Genomic DNA, 18,353 nt, shown 5'->3' with positions numbered 1-18,353 from the left:
ATAAGAAGAGGATATTGATTTTAAGAAAAAGTAGGGTATACTATTAAGGTAAGAAATAAAATAGGAAAAATAGGAGGAAATCAAAATGGCAACAATGAAAGCTGCAAGATGGCACAATAGAAAAGATGTAAGAGTAGAAGAAGTTGAAGTACCAGAAATTACAAGAGAAAATCAAATTAAAATAGCAGTAAAATATTCAGGAATATGTGGTAGTGACTTACATGAATATTTAGGAGGACCAATATTTATTCCAGCAAATGCTCCACATCCATATACAAATGAAAAAGCCCCAATCACAATGGGACACGAATTTTGTGGAGAAGTCGTGGAAATAGGAAGCGGAATTACAAAATTTAAAGTAGGAGACAGAGTTACAGTTGAGCCAATTTTAGCAAAAAATGGATTAATTGGGAAATATAATTTGGATCCTAACTTGAACTTTATCGGACTTGCTGGTGGAGGAGGGGGATTCTCTGAATTTGTAGTTGTAAATGAGGATCAGGCTCATAAATTACCAGATGAAATTGATTATGAACAGGGAGCATTGACAGAACCTGCAGCAGTAGCAGTTTACGCAGTTAGACAAAGTAGATTTAATACAGGAGATACAGCAGCAGTATTTGGTTGTGGACCAATTGGACTTCTTATAATTGACGCATTGAGAGCATCTGGAGCAACAGAAATTTATGCTGTGGAAGTTTCACCTGAAAGACAGGAAATCGCTAAAAAATTGGGAGCAATAATCGTAGATCCTACAAAAGTAAATACAGTTGAATATATAAAGGAAAAAACAAATGGTGGAGTAAATGTTTCTTATGAAGTTACAGGAGTTCCTGCTGTATTGCAACAATCTTTAGAAGTTGCTGAAAAAGATGGAGAATTGATGGTTGTAAGTATCTGGGAAACAGAAGCTCCAATTCAGCCTAATGAAGTAGTAATTCAAGAAAGAACAATAAAAGGAGTTATTGCATACCGTGATGTATTCCCTAAAACATTGGAATTAATGAAACAAGGATACTTCTCGAAAGATTTATTAGTAACAAAAAGAATTAAATTAGAAGACATCGTAAATGAAGGATTTGAAGCACTTGTAAAAGAAAAAAGCCAAGTTAAGATTTTAGTATCGCCTAAATAATTGTAAAATATAAGATGTATATACTAGCTTTAAAATCGGAAAAACTTAATTTAACTTATTAATAAGGATTAGTTTCTAAATAAATCAGGGACTAATCCTTTTAATTTGTCACTTATCCTTTTTTGAAATTTTAGTTTAAAATGAGAGTAAGAAACTAGGCTATATTTATAATCAATTCATTATTTTTAAATATTTTTCTTAAATTTTCAAGTAGATTGACTGTATCATAAAATTATGATATAAATTTGTGGAATATAATAAAAAAATTAGAAATAAATGAAAGGAAAAAGATGAAAATAAAATATTCTTGGTTTGATTTTAACCTAATTGATATCTTTGGTATATTTGTTGGGAAGATTGTATATATTTTTATAGATTTATTATTACAATTTTTTGAAAAATACACAGCAATAAATTTTGAAAAATAAAAATAACTATTAATGGATTATTTATGAAAAAGAAATTTATTATGACGACATAAAATTCATATCTATTAGAAAAATTTTTAAAGTATGATTTGGTAATAAATCTTGATGAAACTACCACTTTTTTTAAGTATGCATGTAATTATATTACTGATGCTTTTTCATCAGGTAAAGATAAAAAAAATACTTTTGTTATTTGTGAAATAAAAAATATAAATGAAATCATAAAAGATTTATTAGAAAAAATGGAATTTAATTATGATGATTTTAATAATACTGAAAAAAGCACAATTTACTCTGATAAAGTTCATAAGAAATATAGTTTTTCAAAATCAAAAAACTATAAAAGTAAAGAAATAATAAAAATTTCAGATGGCAATAATAGTATCTATGTGATTGATAACTTTGTTGAAAATGATAAAAGCATAATTTTAGACTGTCCTCTCAATAAAATGCTATATCAAATATTATATAGACCTATGCCGTTGAAATACAGCAAGCAATTAAATTAAAAATGAGAGGTGTATATCAAAATGACTAAAAGAATATTTTGAATACAGGGATAAAGGTTATATTAAAGTTAAATAATTTTTATATACAGTCAATTAAAATAATAATAAAAGGAGTTATTGCATATATTCCCTGAAATATTAGAATTAATAAAATGTAGGGCTACCTGAAAATGGGTAGCCTTTTATAATTTTTTATTAATTTACAGATTTATATATTTCTCTAAAGTTTTTAAGTTTTTCATCAAGTTCAGCAATTCCCCATTTTCCATTATCTTTTTCTAAATAAATTGTTGTTTTCATAGAAGCATACTTATCGGTTCTTTGGAAGGATTGTTTCATTGAGCTAAACATTTTTGTTATTATTTTATCAAAGATTTCGTCTTCTGAGAAATTATCTAGATTTTTCATTTCTTTTTCGTTTAGAAAGTTGCTGTTCATTAATTCTGAATATTTTTGTAAATTTGTTGTGAAATCTGGGGTTTTTATATTTAATGTTACTTCGACAATATCATTTGTAACATATCTTATTTTTTCAACGTCAATTTTGTTTTTATTCATTATATAATCGAACATGTCATTATATAATTCGTTCATTTTTTTCTGAAATTTAAGAGAATTTTTTTGACTTATTGCAGGTAATTGAATTTGTTCATCCATCATTCTGGAAATCATAGATTTCATCCCAACTGATACTGCTCGTTTAATTGAATCATAATCCCTTTTGGCCGCAATCTCAATTTCACTATTATTTTTTGTAATTTCCTGCTGTGATAAAGTAACCCCTTTCTTTAGGACAACTTTATAATTGGCTGAGAATAGCTGGATTGACAGTGTTAGTAAAAGAAAAGTTAGTAGTTTTTTCATGGGTAATAAACTCCTTTGGTAGTTTTGTTTATGTTAGTATTTTAACATATTTTTTAAGTTTTTACTATTTTTTATAGCATAAAGTTTTTTTTGAGTGTGTTTTATCATACAGTCTATCAAATAGAAAAAGAAAATAAGAAATTTTTTGTTTGACTTATATTTTCTCACATTGTATAATAAAACATAGTTAGAAAAATGGAGAGTGGAAAAGCACTGTTCCATAAGAAATTGATACAGAAAAGAGGTTAAATTTTATGGAAAACGCTATGAAAAGCTTTGGAGAAAACGTTTTTAGAGACAGTAATTTGAAAAAAAGAGTTTCCAAAGCCGTTTTTAAAGAGTTTAAGGCGTCGCAACTAGGTGAAACTGAATTGTCGAAAGAAACTGCTGAAGTTATTGCAAATGCAATTAAGGACTGGGCAACTAAAAGAGGAGCTACTCACTTCTGTCACTGGTTTCAGCCATTAAATGACTTGACAGCAGAAAAGCATGATTCATTTTTGGAACCTGTTGAAAATGAGGAGGTTATTTACAAATTTTCTGGAAATAATTTGATAAAAGGTGAATCTGATGCATCTTCATTTCCAAACGGAGGGCTTCGTAGCACATTTGAGGCAAGAGGTTACACAATTTGGGATACAAGTTCATATCCGTTCATAAGAGAAAATAAAAATGGAGTTACATTATATATTCCTACAGCCTTTATTTCATTTACTGGTGAAGCGTTGGACAAAAAGGTACCTTTATTAAGAACAATGAAATATATAAGTGAACAAGCATTAAGAGTTTTACGGGCTTTGGGAAATACTACGGCTAATCACGTATTTAACACTTTAGGAGTGGAACAGGAATATTTTCTTGTAAAAAAAGATATGTTTGAAGCAAGAGATGACTTATTGCTTACAGGAAGAACATTATTTGGAGCATCTGCACCTAAAGGACAGGAACTAAGTGACCACTATTACGGAAAAATCAAAGAAAAAGTAATAAACTTTATGAGTGATGTTGATGTTGAACTTTGGAAATTAGGGATTCCCTCAAAAACAAGACATAATGAAGTTGCTCCAAACCAGTTTGAAGTAGCACCGCTATTTTCAGTAGCAAACTTGGCATCAGATCAGAATCAGATAATAATGGAAACTATTGAAAAAACAGCATTAAGACACGATCTGGTAGCATTGCTTCACGAAAAGCCATTTGCAGGAGTAAACGGTTCAGGGAAACATAATAACTGGTCGCTAGGAACTGATGATGGTAAAAATCTTTTCAGTCCTGGAAAAGATATGAAATCAAATACGCAATTTTTAATCTTTGTGGCCGCAGTAATTGAAGCTGTTGACAGATATTATCCAATGTTAAGATATGCAACTGCAACTGCAACAAATGATCATAGACTTGGTGGACACGAAGCACCACCTGCAATTATCTCAGTTTTTTTGGGAGATGAATTGACAACAGTTTTGAATAATATTGCATACAAAAAAGATGCACCTGTGTCAGAATCATCAAAAGTAAACTTGTCAGTTGATGTATTACCAACATTTAGTATGGATGCTGGAGATAGAAATAGAACTTCGCCATTTGCATTTACTGGAAATAAATTTGAGTTTAGAATGCCAGGGTCAAGCTCTACACCTGCAACTTCTGCGGCTGTAATAAATGCTATGGTAGGAAAAGTTCTGTCTGAATATGCAGATAAACTTGAAAAAGCAACTGAGAAATCTCTGCAAAAAGTGGCAAATGAAATTATTGCAAATGCCTATAAAAAACACCATAGAATAATTTTCAATGGAAATGGATATAGTGAAGAATGGGCAAAAGAAGCTAAAAAACGTGGACTTACAAATGAAGTAGCTTCAAATACAGCACTTAGAAAAATGATAGATAAAGATGTTCTTGAATTAACTCAGGAAATTGGAATGCTTTCTGAACAGGAATCTATCGCAAGATACAATGCCTATGCAGACAGATATGTAACGCAATTAAGCATAGAGTCAAGAACATTGATTGACATTGCAAATAAAAATATCTTGCCATCTGGATTGAAATATGCCAATTTATTAGCTGATCATATTGAAAAAAATGCCAAATATGGAAAAGCATTTATAAAAGAGCAGGAAGAAATATTAAAAGATGTGCTTAAAAATATTACAACTTTAAGAAAAGAAGTAAAATCACTCGAAAAAGAAATTAACAGAGTAAGAAATGAAAAAGATTTAGTAAAACAGACAGATTTAGCAAAAGAAAAATTAGTAACAGGACTGGAAGCGTTAAGAGTACCTTGTGATAATTTGGAAAAAATTATTGATAAGGAATACTGGAATTTCCCAACTTATACTGATTTACTGTTTAAGTTATAATATTGATAAAAAGTGCAGGGACTTTAACGAGTCCTTGCTTTGTTTGTTTAAAATAATATTTTTGTAGTGAATTGTTGTAAAATCAACTTTAAATGTTATGGAATTATTAGATTTGATTTTGAAAGAAATGGGTGTAGTAAAGAAAGGAAAGTTTAAAAATGATTTTTTTGAAATCACTGGGAAGTATTTTCCCTATTATTGTTATGATTGCGATTGGATATATTTTGAAAAAAAGACACTGGTTTCATCACACATTTAGTGAAAATGTGTCAAAACTTATTACAAATGTGGCTTTGCCTTGTTCGATATTCTATTCAGTCTTGAAATATTTGAATATGGATGCTTTGAAGGAAGTGTCAAATCGTTTGATTTTTACATTTGCTTCGGTTATTATCGGATATACTGCAGCTTTTTTTGTAATAAAGCTAGTGAAGATGAGAGAAGGTCGACGTGGAGTCTTTTATAATGCGGTAGTAAATGCAAATACGATATTTATTGGACTTCCGTTGAATATGGCACTTTTTGGAGAAGCGGCTTCCAAATATTATTTAATGTATTATATTACAAATACTGTATCAATTTGGACTTTAGGGTATATGCTTCTGGCAGGTGATTCATTGGAAGGCAATAAAGATGAAAAAAGTGGATTTAATCTGAAAAAGTTGTTATCGCCTCCACTTATTGCTTTTGTAATAGCCTTTATTGTACTTTTATCAGGCATAAAAGTAATAACTCCAATTGTGGAAACTACAAAATATCTTGGAAGTGTTGTAACACCTCTTGCATTACTATATATTGGAATAGTATTGGCAGATGCAGGGCTTCACAGTATTCGGTTTGATTTGGATACAAACTTGGCTTTACTTGGAAGATTTGTATTTTCATCAATTGTCATGATTGTGTTATTGAAAATTGCTGGACATTTTGTGCAGTTAAATGATTTGGAAATAAAAACGTTTGTGCTACAGTCAGCAGCACCAGTGTTTGCAGCATTGCCAATTTTAGTTAATGAAACTAATGGAGATATTGGATATTCCACAAATGTAGTTACAACAAGTACGATTTTATTCATATTGGTTGTTCCAATTCTGATGAGTATTTTGAATATAATTCATATATAAAATTTTAAATTTTGAAAATCATTAATTTGATTTTCTTTTTTTGCAAAAATTTGAAAATATAGTAAATCTTGAAATTAATAAAAAAATGTGGTAAACTTTTATTGAAAAAATTCAATAACGGAAATAAAAGGCAAAATAAAAATTATATAAATCATTTTAAAATTAATAACATATGTAGTTATAAGTTTAAAATATATTTTTTCAAAACTAATTATAATGAATAATTTATAAAATATTTAATGTAATAATTGTAAATTTTAGGAGGAAAAGTGAAAAAATTAATAATAATACTTGTTTTATTGGTATCAGGAATTTCATTTTCAAATATAAATACTTGTAAATGGATAAAAAATCCTAATATATATGTATCTAAGGAAATTGAATTAATAAGCCGTTCTAGACTAAAAGGAAATGTTTATTGTGATGTTGAACGTGATTTTATGACATATTACGTTGGAATAGGGAATCTTGAAGTTGGTCTGGTTTATAATATACGAGAAAGAAAAGAGCTTAGGTATGAAAACATTTTTAGAATATTAGTTGATTTTGAGAACGATATTGCTAAACTCATACCTACAAATCTTCCAAAAAAAGATACAAAAGATAAACCAAGATACTATACTTTTAGATTATATGCTTATGATGCAAGAAAAAAGGATACTTTTATGCTGTTTAAGTATATTTTGGATACAGATAAAGTTGATGGAGATTGGAAAACTTATTATAACAACGAAATTTTTTCAAAAACAAGTGCACAAACACATGTTAAAAACTTTGAAAGATAGCGGGTATCTTCCGACAGAAGATATAGTATACTAATTAAGGGGAAAAATGGAATTAATTTTAGAAGAAGATATAAAATATAAAACACCGATAAATGACTTTGGAGTTGAGCCAATAAATAAAAGAATCATAACGACAGGAGAAAAGCTTATATATTTTAATAAAGAAAAGTTTGAGAAGGAAAGTGGCGGAAAGGTAAAAAACTGTGAAATCATAAAATATATAAAAGAAAAAAATCAGTTATTTGTTTCAAGTATGTTTTTTGTTTCTACTCCTAATGGAAAAGTATACAAATGTGACGGAAATAAAAAGAAAATCGTTGAGCTTGTATTTGATATAGAAGATTCAATTGGAGTAATGAACTTTATAACAAGTGGTAGAATTGTATACATCAAAAATAACGATCTTTTTTCATATGATGTCGATACAAAAGAATTAATTTCCGCTAAGCTCACCAAAAATAGAAAAAATGGAAATTATAAAATATTTACAATTGCCAACTGTGCAACAAAATTTAGGGAAAATGGAAACATATAAACATTATAAGTATTTTTGAAAATAAATTAAAAAAAATATTTGAAGTAAAAACTGAAACAAATCACACTTATTCAAAAATAGTTGGACTCCAATACTTTGCAGGAACAGAAGATGGAGAAATTGAAATATGGAATATTTTGGATCAGGAACTTTATAATTCGATAAAAATTTCTGACAGAAAAATAACATATATTGAAGAATTTGAAGGAAAATATTTTATTGGCTTAGAAAATGGAGAATTGGTAATTACAGATGGTAAGTTCAATATTTTAAAACAGGAGAAAGTATTGAAGGAAAGAATTGTAAAAATTTGTGTAATTGAGAATGAAATTTATGTTATGGGGTGTGAAAATAGGATAGTAAAGTATAGAATAATTTGAAATATTTTATTATAATCACAGTTAGTAATTTAGCTGTGATTTTTTTTGAAAATTCATTTTGTAATTTTAATTGTAAAAATTGTGTATAAATGATATAATTTGGCGAAAAATAAAATAAAAAATAAATAAAAATATGTAAAAAATAAATAAATTTTTAAGACTGAGTCAGTAATGTTTTGAAAATATACTCAAACCTATTTAAAATTAAACTACTAAAAATTATATAAATTTAGGGTTTGAGTAAAATAGTCATAACCTTTTGAGTTTAGTTTTAAAGCAGTTTTACTATAATGCTCAAATTAAAGGTTTATTTGATTTTTAAAGGAATTTTTAGTGTAATATGAAGAAATGGGAGAGGAAGTGATGAATGAGTTGGAAAATAATAAAATTAAGTTATATGGATTTAACAATTTAACAAAAACATTAAGTTTTAATATTTATGATATTTGCTATGCGGAAACAGAGAGGGAGCAGAAGGACTATATTGCATACATTGATGAGCAATATAATTCAGAAAGGCTTACAAAAATACTTATTCGTGTGGCAGAAATGATTGGAGCACAAGTCTTGAACATATCAAAGCAGGATTACGAGCCACAAGGGGCCTCTGTAAACGTTTTGATTGCAGAAGAAAGAATAAGTCCAGAAAATATCGACAAGTCTTGTAATAGAGGAAAGCCATTTTTTGAGGAAATTGGAATGGATGAAAACAGTATAAAAAAAGGTGGGGCAAGTCAGGATACGGATACAGTCCACGCCCATTTGGATAAAAGCCATATAACAGTGCATACTTTCCCAGAATACCATCCAGATAATTCAATTTCCACTTTTAGAGTGGATATTGATATTGCAACTTGCGGGGAAATTTCGCCGCTAAATACGTTAAACTATCTGATAGACAGCTTTGATTCTGATATAATTACGATTGATTACAGAATACGTGGATTTACAAGGGATATTTCAGGAAAGAAATTTTTTACAGATCATAATATAACTTCTATTCAAGATTATATTGAGCCTGAAAAATTAAAAATATACGATGCGATTGACGTAAATGTATACCAGTCTAACATTTTCCATACAAAAATGCTAATAAAGGAAATCAGATTACAAAATTATCTATTCAATCAAGATGTTTATGAAATCGCACCTAAAAAAAGGCTGGAAATTACGGATAGACTTAGGAAGGAAATGATTGAAATTTATAGTGGAATGAATATTTATTAAACATATTTTATACTTAAATTAAGTCTTCAAATTAACTGTTGTATAAATTTTATTATAGATTTGTCTAGTTAATAGTTATTTTTTATTTTTTTATATTATTTATTTTAACGTAAGGGCATCAAACGCCATGCCCTTACAACCCCGCTTAACGCAAAACTTTCTTATAAAAGAAAAATAGAACTCGCTTTTGAGTATAAATTGTTTTAATACGAATAAATATATTTAACTTCAAAATAAATTACAAAAGCTCAAACAGCTATTTTTCTTCTAACGAAATTTTGCTTGGTATCTATTTTCATCAAATTACATATTATAATTGAATCGAAAATGCTTAGACGAGCTGGGATTAGTGCGTAGTGCTTTCGCCAAAATCTTCAGATATTATAATTTGAAGAAATTGAAATAACTAATATTGCGAAATAAAAGGGGATGGCGATTGTTCCCCTTTGCTTTTAAGAAAAAAACATATAAATTATAAAAAAATAGTTACTAATCAAAATGTAAATGTAATTTGTCTAAATATTTAGTGAAAAATTTTGAAATTTAGAATTGTAATAATTAAAAGTAAAAATATGAAAGGAGTTGAAGAAATGGGGAAAAATATTGATACAGATAGACAGAATAAGACAGTTCTTTTTGATGCTTTAAAAAATCATCTTTCTAATAGGGTTGTGAGATTTGATGTACCGGGGCATAAAGGAGGGCGTGGAAACAAGGAATTTCGGGACTTTATTGGGCTAGATGCGATGCAGATGGATGTTAATTCGATGAAGCCGCTTGATAACTTATGCCATCCAACTTCGGTTATTAAAGAGGCTCAGGATATAGCGGCGGAGGCTTTTGGGGCAAAAGAGGCTTATTTTATGGTAAGTGGAACAACTGGGGCTGTGCAGGCTATGATTATGGCGACTTGTAAAGCTGGAGATAAAATTATTATTCCGAGAAATGTGCATAGAAGTGCCATTAATGCAATGGTAATTTGTGGAGCAATTCCAGTTTATATTAACCCTGGACTTAACAAAAAATTGGGAATATCACTTGGAATGTCGATTAATGATGTGAAAAAGGCAATTCAGGAAAATCCTGATGCAAAAGCAATATTAGTGAATAATCCCACTTATTACGGAATTTGTTCAGATTTAAAATCTATTGTAAAACTGGCACATGAAAATGATATGTTTGTGTTAGTTGATGAGGCACATGGAGCACATTTTTACTTTGATGAAAATTTACCAATTTCAGCTATGGAAGCTGGAGCAGATATGGCGGCAATTAGTATGCATAAGACAGGTGGTTCTTTAACACAAAGTTCGATTTTGTTAAGTGGTGAGAGAATAAACGCTGATTATGTTCGGCAAGTTATAAACTTGACTCAAACTACGAGTGCATCGTATTTGCTTATGACTTCGCTTGATGTGGCAAGAAAAAATTTAGCAATAAATGGAAGGGAACTTTTTGAAAAGACAGTTAAATTTGCAGAATATGCCAGAAATGAAATTAATAAACTAGGTGGATATTATGCCTATGGGAAAGAACTGATTGATGGAGATTCGGTTTATGACTTTGATACGACAAAATTATCTGTGTATACAAAGGATATTGGGCTTGCTGGAATTGAAGTTTATGATATTTTGCGGGATGATTATGAAATTCAGATTGAATTTGGAGATTTGGGAAATATTTTGGCGATAATTTCGGCGGGAGACAGAGGTTTGGAAATAGAACGGCTAATATCTTCACTTGCAGAAATTAAACGGCTTTACTCAAAAGACTCTACAGGAATGTTTGATCATGAATATATAAATCCTGATGTTGTGCTTCCGCCACAAAAAGCCTTTTATTCAGAAAAGGAAATGATTCCCATAAAAGAAAGTGCTGGTAAAATAAGTGGTGAATTTGTTATGGCTTATCCGCCAGGGATACCAATATTAGCACCAGGAGAGCGAATTACTGAGGAAATCATAAATTATATTGAATATGCAAAGGAAAAAGGATGTCTATTAACAGGAACTGAGGATATGCATGTTGAAAAGATAAATGTTGTTTTGGAGTGAAAATTTTTGATGTAAAAACGCAGACAGTATCTGCGAAATTCCAATTAAAATAAATGAAAGAAGGAAACCAAAAATGGCTGACAGCAGATTTTTGAAATTTTTTAATTATATTTTATTAGTTGAAGGAAGCTACTCTAATGATAAGAATGATAAAGGCGGGGAAACAAAATATGGTATTACTAAGGAACGAGCCAGAGAATGTGGATACAAAGGTAGCATGAAAGATTTAACAAAAGCAATGGCACAAAAAATTTATGAGGAAAAATATTATAAGGCTAGAAAATTGGATCAAGTCAAAAATGATAAAGTGGCACTAAGCATATTTGATTTTTCAGTAAATGCTGGAAGATATGGAATTAAAAAGGCTCAGGAAGCTGTAAACAAGGTTTATGGTAAAAATGTAATTAGTGTAGATGGAGCGGTTGGGCCTATGACATTAAAATATTTAAACGAAGTTAATCCAGCTAAATTTTTGATGGTTTATCATAATTTACAGCGTGAATATTACAAATCTCTTGCTAAAAATAATGTAACTCAGAATGATTTTCTAGCTGGATGGCTGAACAGAGTTAAGGTTAAGGAAAATTATTTGAGAAACGTTTAATGAGTGTAAGAAATAGAATAAAATTATAAACAATGGAAATTTTGAGGAATTTATAAAAAAGTTTTAAAGTACAAAACATTGGAAATAAAAGATTAGATATTAAAAAAATAGGTAATACAAATTGAAAGGAGTGTAGCAGATGGAATTATGGTACACAGAAGAACATACGAAAAATGTTCGTTTTTCTATAAAGATTGATAAGCAGTTAGTTAGTGCGAAAAGTGATTTTCAGAGAATTGATATTTTTGAGTCGCCAGAGTTTGGGCGATTTTTGACATTGGATGGATTTATGATGCTGACAGAAAAGGATGAGTTTATTTACCATGAAATGATAACTCACGTTCCTATGGCTGTAAATCCTAAGGCTAAGAAAATATTGGTAATCGGTGCTGGAGATGGCGGTACTGTTCGTGAACTTATAAAATATGAGCATATTGAGAGAATTGATATGGTGGAAATTGACAAGATGGTTGTCGACCTTTGTCGTGAATATTTACCTAAGACAGCGAATAAGCTGGATGACAAGAGAGTTCATATTTATTATGAGGATGGATTGAAATTTGTACGTTCCAAGGCAAATGAATATGATATTGTAATTGTGGATTCGACAGATCCGTTTGGGCCTGGAGAAGATTTATTTACAAGAGAATTTTATGGAAACTGCTTTAATGCATTAAAAGAAGACGGAATTCTTGTGAATCAGCACGAGAGCCCATATTATGAGGCAGATGCTAAAGCAACAGCAAGGGCAAACAAACAATTAAGGGCGGTTTTCCCATTTGCAACAGTTTATCAACTGCATATACCGACATATCCGTCAGGACATTGGCTATTTGGATTTGCTTCAAAAAAATTCAATCCTGTAGAAGATTTGAAGGCTGATGAATGGAATAAGTTTGGGATAGAAACGAAATATTATAACACGGAATTGCATAAAGGAGCATTTGCTTTGCCAAATTATGTGAAAGATTTAATAAAATAATTTAGAATAAATACGATAAGGAGAATTTATATGAGAAATAAAAATATACATACATTTATAGGTTGCGACAATGAATACAATGAGAGTAAAATTGCTATTTTTGGGGCGCCGTTTGACAGTACAACTTCGTTTAGACCAGGGACTAGATTTGCTTCAGCAGTTATGAGAAATGAGAGTTTTGGAATAGAAACGTATAGTCCTTATCAAGATAAGGATTTGGAGGATATTAAGGTTTTTGATGGAGGAGATTTGGAACTTTCGTTTGGAAATTCAGAAAGTGCATTGCAGGATATTCAGGATGAAACGGCAGAAATTTTGAAGGATGGGAAAATTCCGTTTATGATTGGTGGAGAGCATTCTGTTACATTGGGAGCTGTAAGAGCGGTTGCTGAGAAATATCCAGATTTGCATATTATACAGTTTGACGCACATACAGACTTGAGAGATGAGTATTTAGGACAGTATTATTCACACGCTTCTGTAATTAGAAGATGTTGGGACATTGTTGGAGATGGCAGAATTTTTCAGTTTGGAATAAGAAGCGGTGAAAGAGATGAATGGAAATTTGCAAAGGAACATCTTCATACAACAAAATTTAATTTTGATGGACTTGATGAAGTTGTAGAAAAATTAAAAGGGAAACCTGTGTATTTTACATTAGACTTAGATGTACTTGATCCATCGGAATTTCCTGGAACTGGAACACCTGAAGCTGGAGGAGTCACTTTTGTGGAACTTCATAAGGCAATAGAAAAAATTTCGCAGTTAAATATTGTTGGGCTTGATATGAACGAATTATCGCCTGTGTATGACCAGTCTGGGCAATCTACAGCACTAGCTTGCAAGTTGCTAAGAGAAATTTTATTGTTTATTTATAAATAGTTTATTTTAAAGAAAAAAGTGTTTGTGCATAAATGGTACAGATACTTTTTTGAATATAGTAGATTGGATAATATGTTGCAAAAAACTGACAGAATACATTTATAAAAAATTTGCGAGTTTTGAGGTGGTTTTACAATGATTGACAAACTAAAAGAATTAGAGAATCTTGAGAATAAGTATAAGGAAATTGGGAGAATAAATTCGGAGATAGAATTAATAATTGCAAATATAAAAAATGAGGCTGGAATAAGCAGGGAAAAGGAACTTTTGGAAGAGAATGAAAGGCTAGTGAAAGATTTAAAGGCATTTCATGAAAAGGTGAAAATTAGGGAAGAGGAAATTGGAAGGCTTAAAAATAGTAATGCAGTGCTTATTGAGGAATTGAAGGAAGCGAAAAAGGTTAGGAGAAATGGTGAGATTGATAAGTTTCAGAATATTTTGGCTGCGAAGATGAATGTGGAATTGGAAAGTGGAGTGACTAGAAGACTTTCTAATTATGCAGAGGAAATGAAGAGAAAAGTCAAAATGCTGGAAAGAAATCTTTCTCACGAATTTTCAGATGAAGCTGATTCATTAAGAGATGAACTCAAAAAAATTAATGGGAAAATTGGTGATTTTTTAGAGAAAAGTAATAGGAAAACTTTTGAAAATAAAGTATTTCTTCAAGAGGAATCTTCGGTGTTTCATAATAAGATAAAAGAAGAAACGGCTTTGAAGGAAGGGGAAATCCTTTTTGAAAGAGAGAAAAAAAGATTTGTATTTGAAAAACTTATTGGTTTGAAGGGATTTAACTTTTTAGGGATAATATCAATCTTTTTGGGAGTTTTTTTGGTATTTCGGACACAGTTTGTAAAAATTCTTTCAAATAATTATGTAAAAAGTTCGGCTTCGTATTTGCTTGGGATGTTTTTTCTTTTTGCTGGAGAAAAATTTTATCAGAAAAATAAAAAGCATTTTGCAGTTGGGCTGATTGGCGGTGGAATTGGTATTCTTTATTTGACTACGCTTCTTTCTACGCTTTATCTTAAACTCTATCCAATGACAGCGGGACTTTTTATATCGGTAATACTGACAGGGCTGGTTGTGATTCTTTCATTGCGATATGATAGCCAGATAATTGGAGTATTGTCGCTGATTGGTGGATATTTGCCTTACGGAGCTTATATTTGGGTGAATAAGAGCAATGTCCAGATTTATTATGTTTTGGCATATTCTTTGATTTTGCAGGGAATTGTGCTTGGAGTTTCTTGGAAAAAAGACTGGATATATAGCAAGATTTTTGGATTTGTTACAGGTGTAGTAAATATGACGGGGCTAGTTTATTATTTGAATCATAGTATTCACGACAAGATTACAGCATTTTTCTACATCATAATTTTCACAACAGCATACAGTTTCATTTTCCTAAATTCACACAAAAAAGAAAATCGCCAAAGCAACATAATCGACTATATATTTCTAAGTTTAAATCTAATTATAAAATTTTCATTGATTTACAGCTTGTTTGACAAGGCAACGCCAAGTTGGCTAAAAGCCGTATTAGTTGGAACAGTCGGAATAATTTACGGATTTTTTGGCGACAGGCTAAAGGACAACAAAGTTGCAAAAATCTTTTATATAGTTGCATTAGGAAGTTTTATCCTGATTATTCCGTTAATTGTGCCAGAAAAATTTGTTGTGGTTGCGTGGGGTGCTGAAACTGCACTATTATATTTCTTTTATAGAAAATACAAAAACAAAGAAATGCGATATGGAACGATTGCGATTTATCTAGTTTCGCTGGTAAGTAATTTAATTGTGCGGGAAGAAAAATATTTGCTTGTGTATATTCAAGATTTGATGATAATATCTTTTTCATTTGTGCTTTATTTCCTGATAAAACAAAAAAGCTACAAGACGGAAGTTAGGATTTTAAATGGAATATTTAAATATCTGATTTTTACATATTCAATATTTTTTATAAATAAAGTTGTTTTTAATGTTGTTACTTCATTTAAAATGATAAATTATGGTGAAAATATATTTTTGAGTTTATTAGTTTCGCTTTTTGTTTTAAGAACAGTAACGTGTAAAGCGAAAAATTACAAGATAGTTTTAATTTGAAATTCTTGATAATAATTGAAATAATTTATTTGTTATTCATAAATATGATTAATCTTATCCTGTATTTTTTTGGTTGGAGTTCGGATATGGATATATTAATAGAAAGAGTAGCAATAAGTTATATATTTCCGTTCTTTTTGCCAATTTTAATAAATATATATTTATTTATGGTTGCTAAAAATGATATTCATTTATGCTTTTTCAAAAAAAATGAGAAAAAGCCGTTGTGGATACTGGGAGAATCAATATATTTCCTTTGTGTAGCAAATATTATTTTACGGATATATGAAGATTCAGGTGTATTAATTTTAGGAGCTGGACTAGCTTTGGATATAGTTGGACTGCTATTATGTGGATATTTAGTCTGGAAAGGATTTAGAGTGCCAAATAGGAATGTTAGAAGAATTGGGCTTGGAATAGGAATATTTTTTGTGGCAAAAAGTTTTTTATGGGATTTCTTACGATTTGATAATTCCTATAAGTTGATTGCTTATTTTAGTATGGGGGCTATTTTGATTGGAACTTCTTATATTTATCAGACGGCTTTAAAGAAGTTGGAGCAGGAAGTGAAAGAGAGCTTGAGTGACAAGAATTTTGGGAAAGGTGAGAAAAATGAAGAAAATAAATAAAATAATATTGTTTTTATTTTTATTGACAATTGTTCAACTTTTTTCCAGTCAGTATTTTAAAACTATAAGAATAACAGGAAAATCTGCATACAAGCAATTTTTTCTAACAGAGGATATTTATGAGAACAGTAAAAATAATCTTGGAGATATACGGATAATTGATAAGAATGGTAAGGAAGTTCCTTATGTTATCGAAACTGGAAAAGAACAGGAAAAACACAGCGAAAAAATTGTAGCAAGGGCAAAAATAGATGAAGTATTGACGAAAAAGGATAAAATGGAATTTATTGTAAAATTTAATTCTGACAGTTTGTTAAAGGATATAATTGGAAACAGGCTTGCGCTGATTCCTTCCAAAAATTTTTACACCGAATATACTTTGCTTGGAAGTAATAACGGTACAGATTGGGAACAGATAACTTCGGGAGAAATTTATAAGACACCTGATAAGTCAAACTTGACAATCGAATTTTCAGAAAAAAGATATGAATTTTATAAAATTGTAACGCCATTAGATAAAGGAAATATCTTTAGTGAAGCAATTTTGAAATTGTCAAATAATGAGGCTGGAAAACTTAAAACTGTAGGGATAAAATTGGATTATAAAATTGAGCAGGAAGGAAAAAGTACAATTCTGAAAATCAAGAGCAAGTTTTTGCCATTAAAAAATATTGTTTTAGATGTAAATGATGAGTTTCAGAGAAATTATACTGTGAGAAGCGGAGATAATTTTTATGCAGAAGGGATAATTTCTAAAGTTGGGGAAAAGTCAAATTTGATAATAAATTTAGAAAATGTTCCAAAATTGTCTGAAATAATCGTTGAAATACAGAATGGAGATAATTCACCGCTCAAAATAAATGAAGTAACAGGAAACTATGTTCCAGACAGAATTGTGTTTAGGGCTACAGAAGGGGAAGATTATAAAATAACCTTTGGAGATGAAAGTTTAGATAAGCCTAAGTACGATATTGCGGAATTTGCTGATTCAATAAAAGAACGAGATGAAGTTTTTGTAGGAAAATTGGAAAAAGCAGATGAAAAGAAAGTTTCAAAGCCAAGAGATTACACGGTTTATTATAATGTTTTTATAGGGGTGGTTGTGGTAATATTAATTGGATTTATGGTAAATAAAATAAATAAAAATAAAAAATAGAAGAGGAGAATGAATTATGAGTATTGTATTTATTTTAATAGGAATTTTGGTAGTTTTGGTTGTAGTCGGAATGGGAATTTATAATAAATATATTAGACTAAAAAATCTGAATGAGGAAGGTTGGAGTGGAATAGGCGTATATTTGCAAAAAAGGCTGGATTTGATACCAAATCTTGTTAATACTGTTAAAGGTTATGCAACGCATGAAAAGGAAACGCTGGAAAATGTGGTAAAATTGAGAAGTCAAATGATGTCGATTGATACAAAGGATATTGATAATATTGAAAAAATTCAAAAACTTGAAAATGAAATGACAAAAACGTTAAGATCAATAATGATGTTACAGGAAAATTATCCAGACTTGAAGGCAAATGAAAACTTTTTGAGCCTGCAATCTCAATTGACTCAAATAGAAACAGAAATTCAAAGTTCAAGAAAATATTATAACGGAACAGCAAGAGACAGAAATACTTTTGTAGAAACTTTTCCGAATAATATTTTTGGTGGAATTTTTGGATTTAAAAAAGCCGAGTTCTTTAATGCTGTGGAAGGAGCAGAAAAGGCTCCAGAAGTTAAGTTTTAAAAAATTTTAGTAAAAT

General features: G+C 30.0%; 17 protein-coding genes. 16 read left to right on the top strand and 1 reads right to left on the bottom strand.

Features of this window, described 5'->3' with window-relative positions; all coding sequences use genetic code 11:
- Positions 1 to 85: 85 nt before the first annotated feature.
- Both FVE75_RS07975 and FVE75_RS07970 read left to right on the top strand, forming a co-directional pair.
- Positions 86 to 1,135, top strand: a complete 1,050-nt coding sequence (locus tag FVE75_RS07975) for a 2,3-butanediol dehydrogenase (protein WP_147005983.1) — start codon at positions 86 to 88, stop codon at positions 1,133 to 1,135.
- A gap of 517 nt (positions 1,136 to 1,652) precedes the next feature.
- The gene (locus FVE75_RS07970; protein ID WP_147005982.1) at positions 1,653 to 2,072 is read left to right on the top strand and encodes a hypothetical protein; all 420 of its coding nucleotides are present in this window, start codon (positions 1,653 to 1,655) and stop codon (positions 2,070 to 2,072) included.
- A gap of 195 nt (positions 2,073 to 2,267) precedes the next feature.
- On the opposite strand, the gene FVE75_RS07965 is transcribed toward FVE75_RS07970, so the two are convergent.
- On the bottom strand, positions 2,268 to 2,936 hold the full coding sequence (locus FVE75_RS07965) for a hypothetical protein (RefSeq protein ID WP_147005981.1): 669 nt from the start codon (positions 2,934 to 2,936) through the stop codon (positions 2,268 to 2,270).
- Between the two features lie 254 nt (positions 2,937 to 3,190).
- On the opposite strand from FVE75_RS07965, the gene FVE75_RS07960 reads away from it, so the two are divergent.
- The 14 genes from FVE75_RS07960 (at position 3,191) to FVE75_RS07905 (ending at position 18,337) form a co-directional block, all read left to right on the top strand.
- Positions 3,191 to 5,296, top strand: a complete 2,106-nt coding sequence (locus tag FVE75_RS07960) for a glutamine synthetase III family protein (RefSeq protein ID WP_147005980.1) — start codon at positions 3,191 to 3,193, stop codon at positions 5,294 to 5,296.
- 158 nt (positions 5,297 to 5,454) lie between these two features.
- Positions 5,455 to 6,417, top strand: a complete 963-nt coding sequence (locus tag FVE75_RS07955; RefSeq protein ID WP_147005979.1) for an AEC family transporter — start codon at positions 5,455 to 5,457, stop codon at positions 6,415 to 6,417.
- 269 nt (positions 6,418 to 6,686) lie between these two features.
- The gene (locus FVE75_RS07950; protein ID WP_232052508.1) at positions 6,687 to 7,202 is read left to right on the top strand and encodes a hypothetical protein; all 516 of its coding nucleotides are present in this window, start codon (positions 6,687 to 6,689) and stop codon (positions 7,200 to 7,202) included.
- Positions 7,203 to 7,248: 46 nt separating this feature from the next.
- The gene (locus FVE75_RS11550) at positions 7,249 to 7,737 is read left to right on the top strand and encodes a hypothetical protein (protein WP_232052507.1); all 489 of its coding nucleotides are present in this window, start codon (positions 7,249 to 7,251) and stop codon (positions 7,735 to 7,737) included.
- Positions 7,738 to 7,874: 137 nt separating this feature from the next.
- On the top strand, positions 7,875 to 8,117 hold the full coding sequence (locus FVE75_RS11545; RefSeq protein ID WP_232052506.1) for a hypothetical protein: 243 nt from the start codon (positions 7,875 to 7,877) through the stop codon (positions 8,115 to 8,117).
- A 363-nt stretch (positions 8,118 to 8,480) separates the two neighbouring features.
- Positions 8,481 to 9,344, top strand: a complete 864-nt coding sequence (gene speD, locus FVE75_RS07940; protein ID WP_021746703.1) for an adenosylmethionine decarboxylase — start codon at positions 8,481 to 8,483, stop codon at positions 9,342 to 9,344.
- A gap of 590 nt (positions 9,345 to 9,934) precedes the next feature.
- Positions 9,935 to 11,398: an aminotransferase class I/II-fold pyridoxal phosphate-dependent enzyme gene (locus FVE75_RS07935; protein ID WP_147006464.1), complete on the top strand. Its 1,464-nt coding sequence runs from the start codon at positions 9,935 to 9,937 to the stop codon at positions 11,396 to 11,398.
- 73 nt (positions 11,399 to 11,471) lie between these two features.
- On the top strand, positions 11,472 to 12,002 hold the full coding sequence (locus tag FVE75_RS07930) for a glycoside hydrolase family 108 protein (RefSeq protein WP_147005978.1): 531 nt from the start codon (positions 11,472 to 11,474) through the stop codon (positions 12,000 to 12,002).
- A 139-nt stretch (positions 12,003 to 12,141) separates the two neighbouring features.
- The gene (gene speE / locus FVE75_RS07925) at positions 12,142 to 12,984 is read left to right on the top strand and encodes a polyamine aminopropyltransferase (protein WP_147005977.1); all 843 of its coding nucleotides are present in this window, start codon (positions 12,142 to 12,144) and stop codon (positions 12,982 to 12,984) included.
- A 30-nt stretch (positions 12,985 to 13,014) separates the two neighbouring features.
- On the top strand, positions 13,015 to 13,866 hold the full coding sequence (gene speB, locus FVE75_RS07920) for an agmatinase (RefSeq protein WP_147005976.1): 852 nt from the start codon (positions 13,015 to 13,017) through the stop codon (positions 13,864 to 13,866).
- A 135-nt stretch (positions 13,867 to 14,001) separates the two neighbouring features.
- Positions 14,002 to 15,969 carry a DUF2339 domain-containing protein gene (locus tag FVE75_RS07915; RefSeq protein ID WP_232052505.1) on the top strand — a complete coding sequence of 656 codons (1,968 nt, stop codon included), beginning with the start codon at positions 14,002 to 14,004 and terminating at the stop codon, positions 15,967 to 15,969.
- An 86-nt stretch (positions 15,970 to 16,055) separates the two neighbouring features.
- On the top strand, positions 16,056 to 16,598 hold the full coding sequence (locus FVE75_RS11540; RefSeq protein ID WP_232052504.1) for a DUF2339 domain-containing protein: 543 nt from the start codon (positions 16,056 to 16,058) through the stop codon (positions 16,596 to 16,598).
- Complete coding sequence (locus tag FVE75_RS07910; RefSeq protein ID WP_147005975.1) at positions 16,582 to 17,754, top strand: DUF3999 domain-containing protein; 1,173 nt, start codon at positions 16,582 to 16,584, stop codon at positions 17,752 to 17,754. Before FVE75_RS11540 ends, FVE75_RS07910 begins: the two co-directional genes overlap by 17 nt.
- Before the next feature lie 16 nt (positions 17,755 to 17,770).
- Entirely contained in the window at positions 17,771 to 18,337 is a 567-nt protein-coding gene (locus FVE75_RS07905) for a LemA family protein (protein ID WP_021744016.1), read from the top strand.
- Positions 18,338 to 18,353 lie beyond the last annotated feature (16 nt).

The sequence above is a fragment of the Leptotrichia hongkongensis genome, assembly GCF_007990635.1.
Lineage (GTDB): Bacteria > Fusobacteriota > Fusobacteriia > Fusobacteriales > Leptotrichiaceae > Leptotrichia > Leptotrichia hongkongensis.
The sequence above is the reverse complement of the archived record's forward strand: the minus strand, read 5'-3'. Positions and strand labels throughout refer to the sequence as shown.

Bases quoted from the DNA above. Each gene is read 5' to 3' on its own strand.
- speB (WP_147005976.1), top strand. From the start codon at position 13,015: ATGAGAAATAAAAATATACATACATTTATAGGTTGCGACAATGAATAC.
- FVE75_RS07915 (WP_232052505.1), top strand. From the start codon at position 14,002: ATGATTGACAAACTAAAAGAATTAGAGAATCTTGAGAATAAGTATAAG.
- FVE75_RS07910 (WP_147005975.1), top strand. From the start codon at position 16,582: ATGAAGAAAATAAATAAAATAATATTGTTTTTATTTTTATTGACAATT.
- FVE75_RS07935 (WP_147006464.1), top strand. From the start codon at position 9,935: ATGGGGAAAAATATTGATACAGATAGACAGAATAAGACAGTTCTTTTT.
- speE (WP_147005977.1), top strand. From the start codon at position 12,142: ATGGAATTATGGTACACAGAAGAACATACGAAAAATGTTCGTTTTTCT.
- FVE75_RS07975 (WP_147005983.1), top strand. From the start codon at position 86: ATGGCAACAATGAAAGCTGCAAGATGGCACAATAGAAAAGATGTAAGA.
- FVE75_RS07955 (WP_147005979.1), top strand. From the start codon at position 5,455: ATGATTTTTTTGAAATCACTGGGAAGTATTTTCCCTATTATTGTTATG.
- FVE75_RS07930 (WP_147005978.1), top strand. From the start codon at position 11,472: ATGGCTGACAGCAGATTTTTGAAATTTTTTAATTATATTTTATTAGTT.
- FVE75_RS07960 (WP_147005980.1), top strand. From the start codon at position 3,191: ATGGAAAACGCTATGAAAAGCTTTGGAGAAAACGTTTTTAGAGACAGT.
- FVE75_RS11550 (WP_232052507.1), top strand. From the start codon at position 7,249: ATGGAATTAATTTTAGAAGAAGATATAAAATATAAAACACCGATAAAT.
- FVE75_RS07965 (WP_147005981.1), bottom strand. From the start codon at position 2,936: ATGAAAAAACTACTAACTTTTCTTTTACTAACACTGTCAATCCAGCTA.
- FVE75_RS11540 (WP_232052504.1), top strand. From the start codon at position 16,056: ATGGATATATTAATAGAAAGAGTAGCAATAAGTTATATATTTCCGTTC.
- speD (WP_021746703.1), top strand. From the start codon at position 8,481: ATGAATGAGTTGGAAAATAATAAAATTAAGTTATATGGATTTAACAAT.
- FVE75_RS07905 (WP_021744016.1), top strand. From the start codon at position 17,771: ATGAGTATTGTATTTATTTTAATAGGAATTTTGGTAGTTTTGGTTGTA.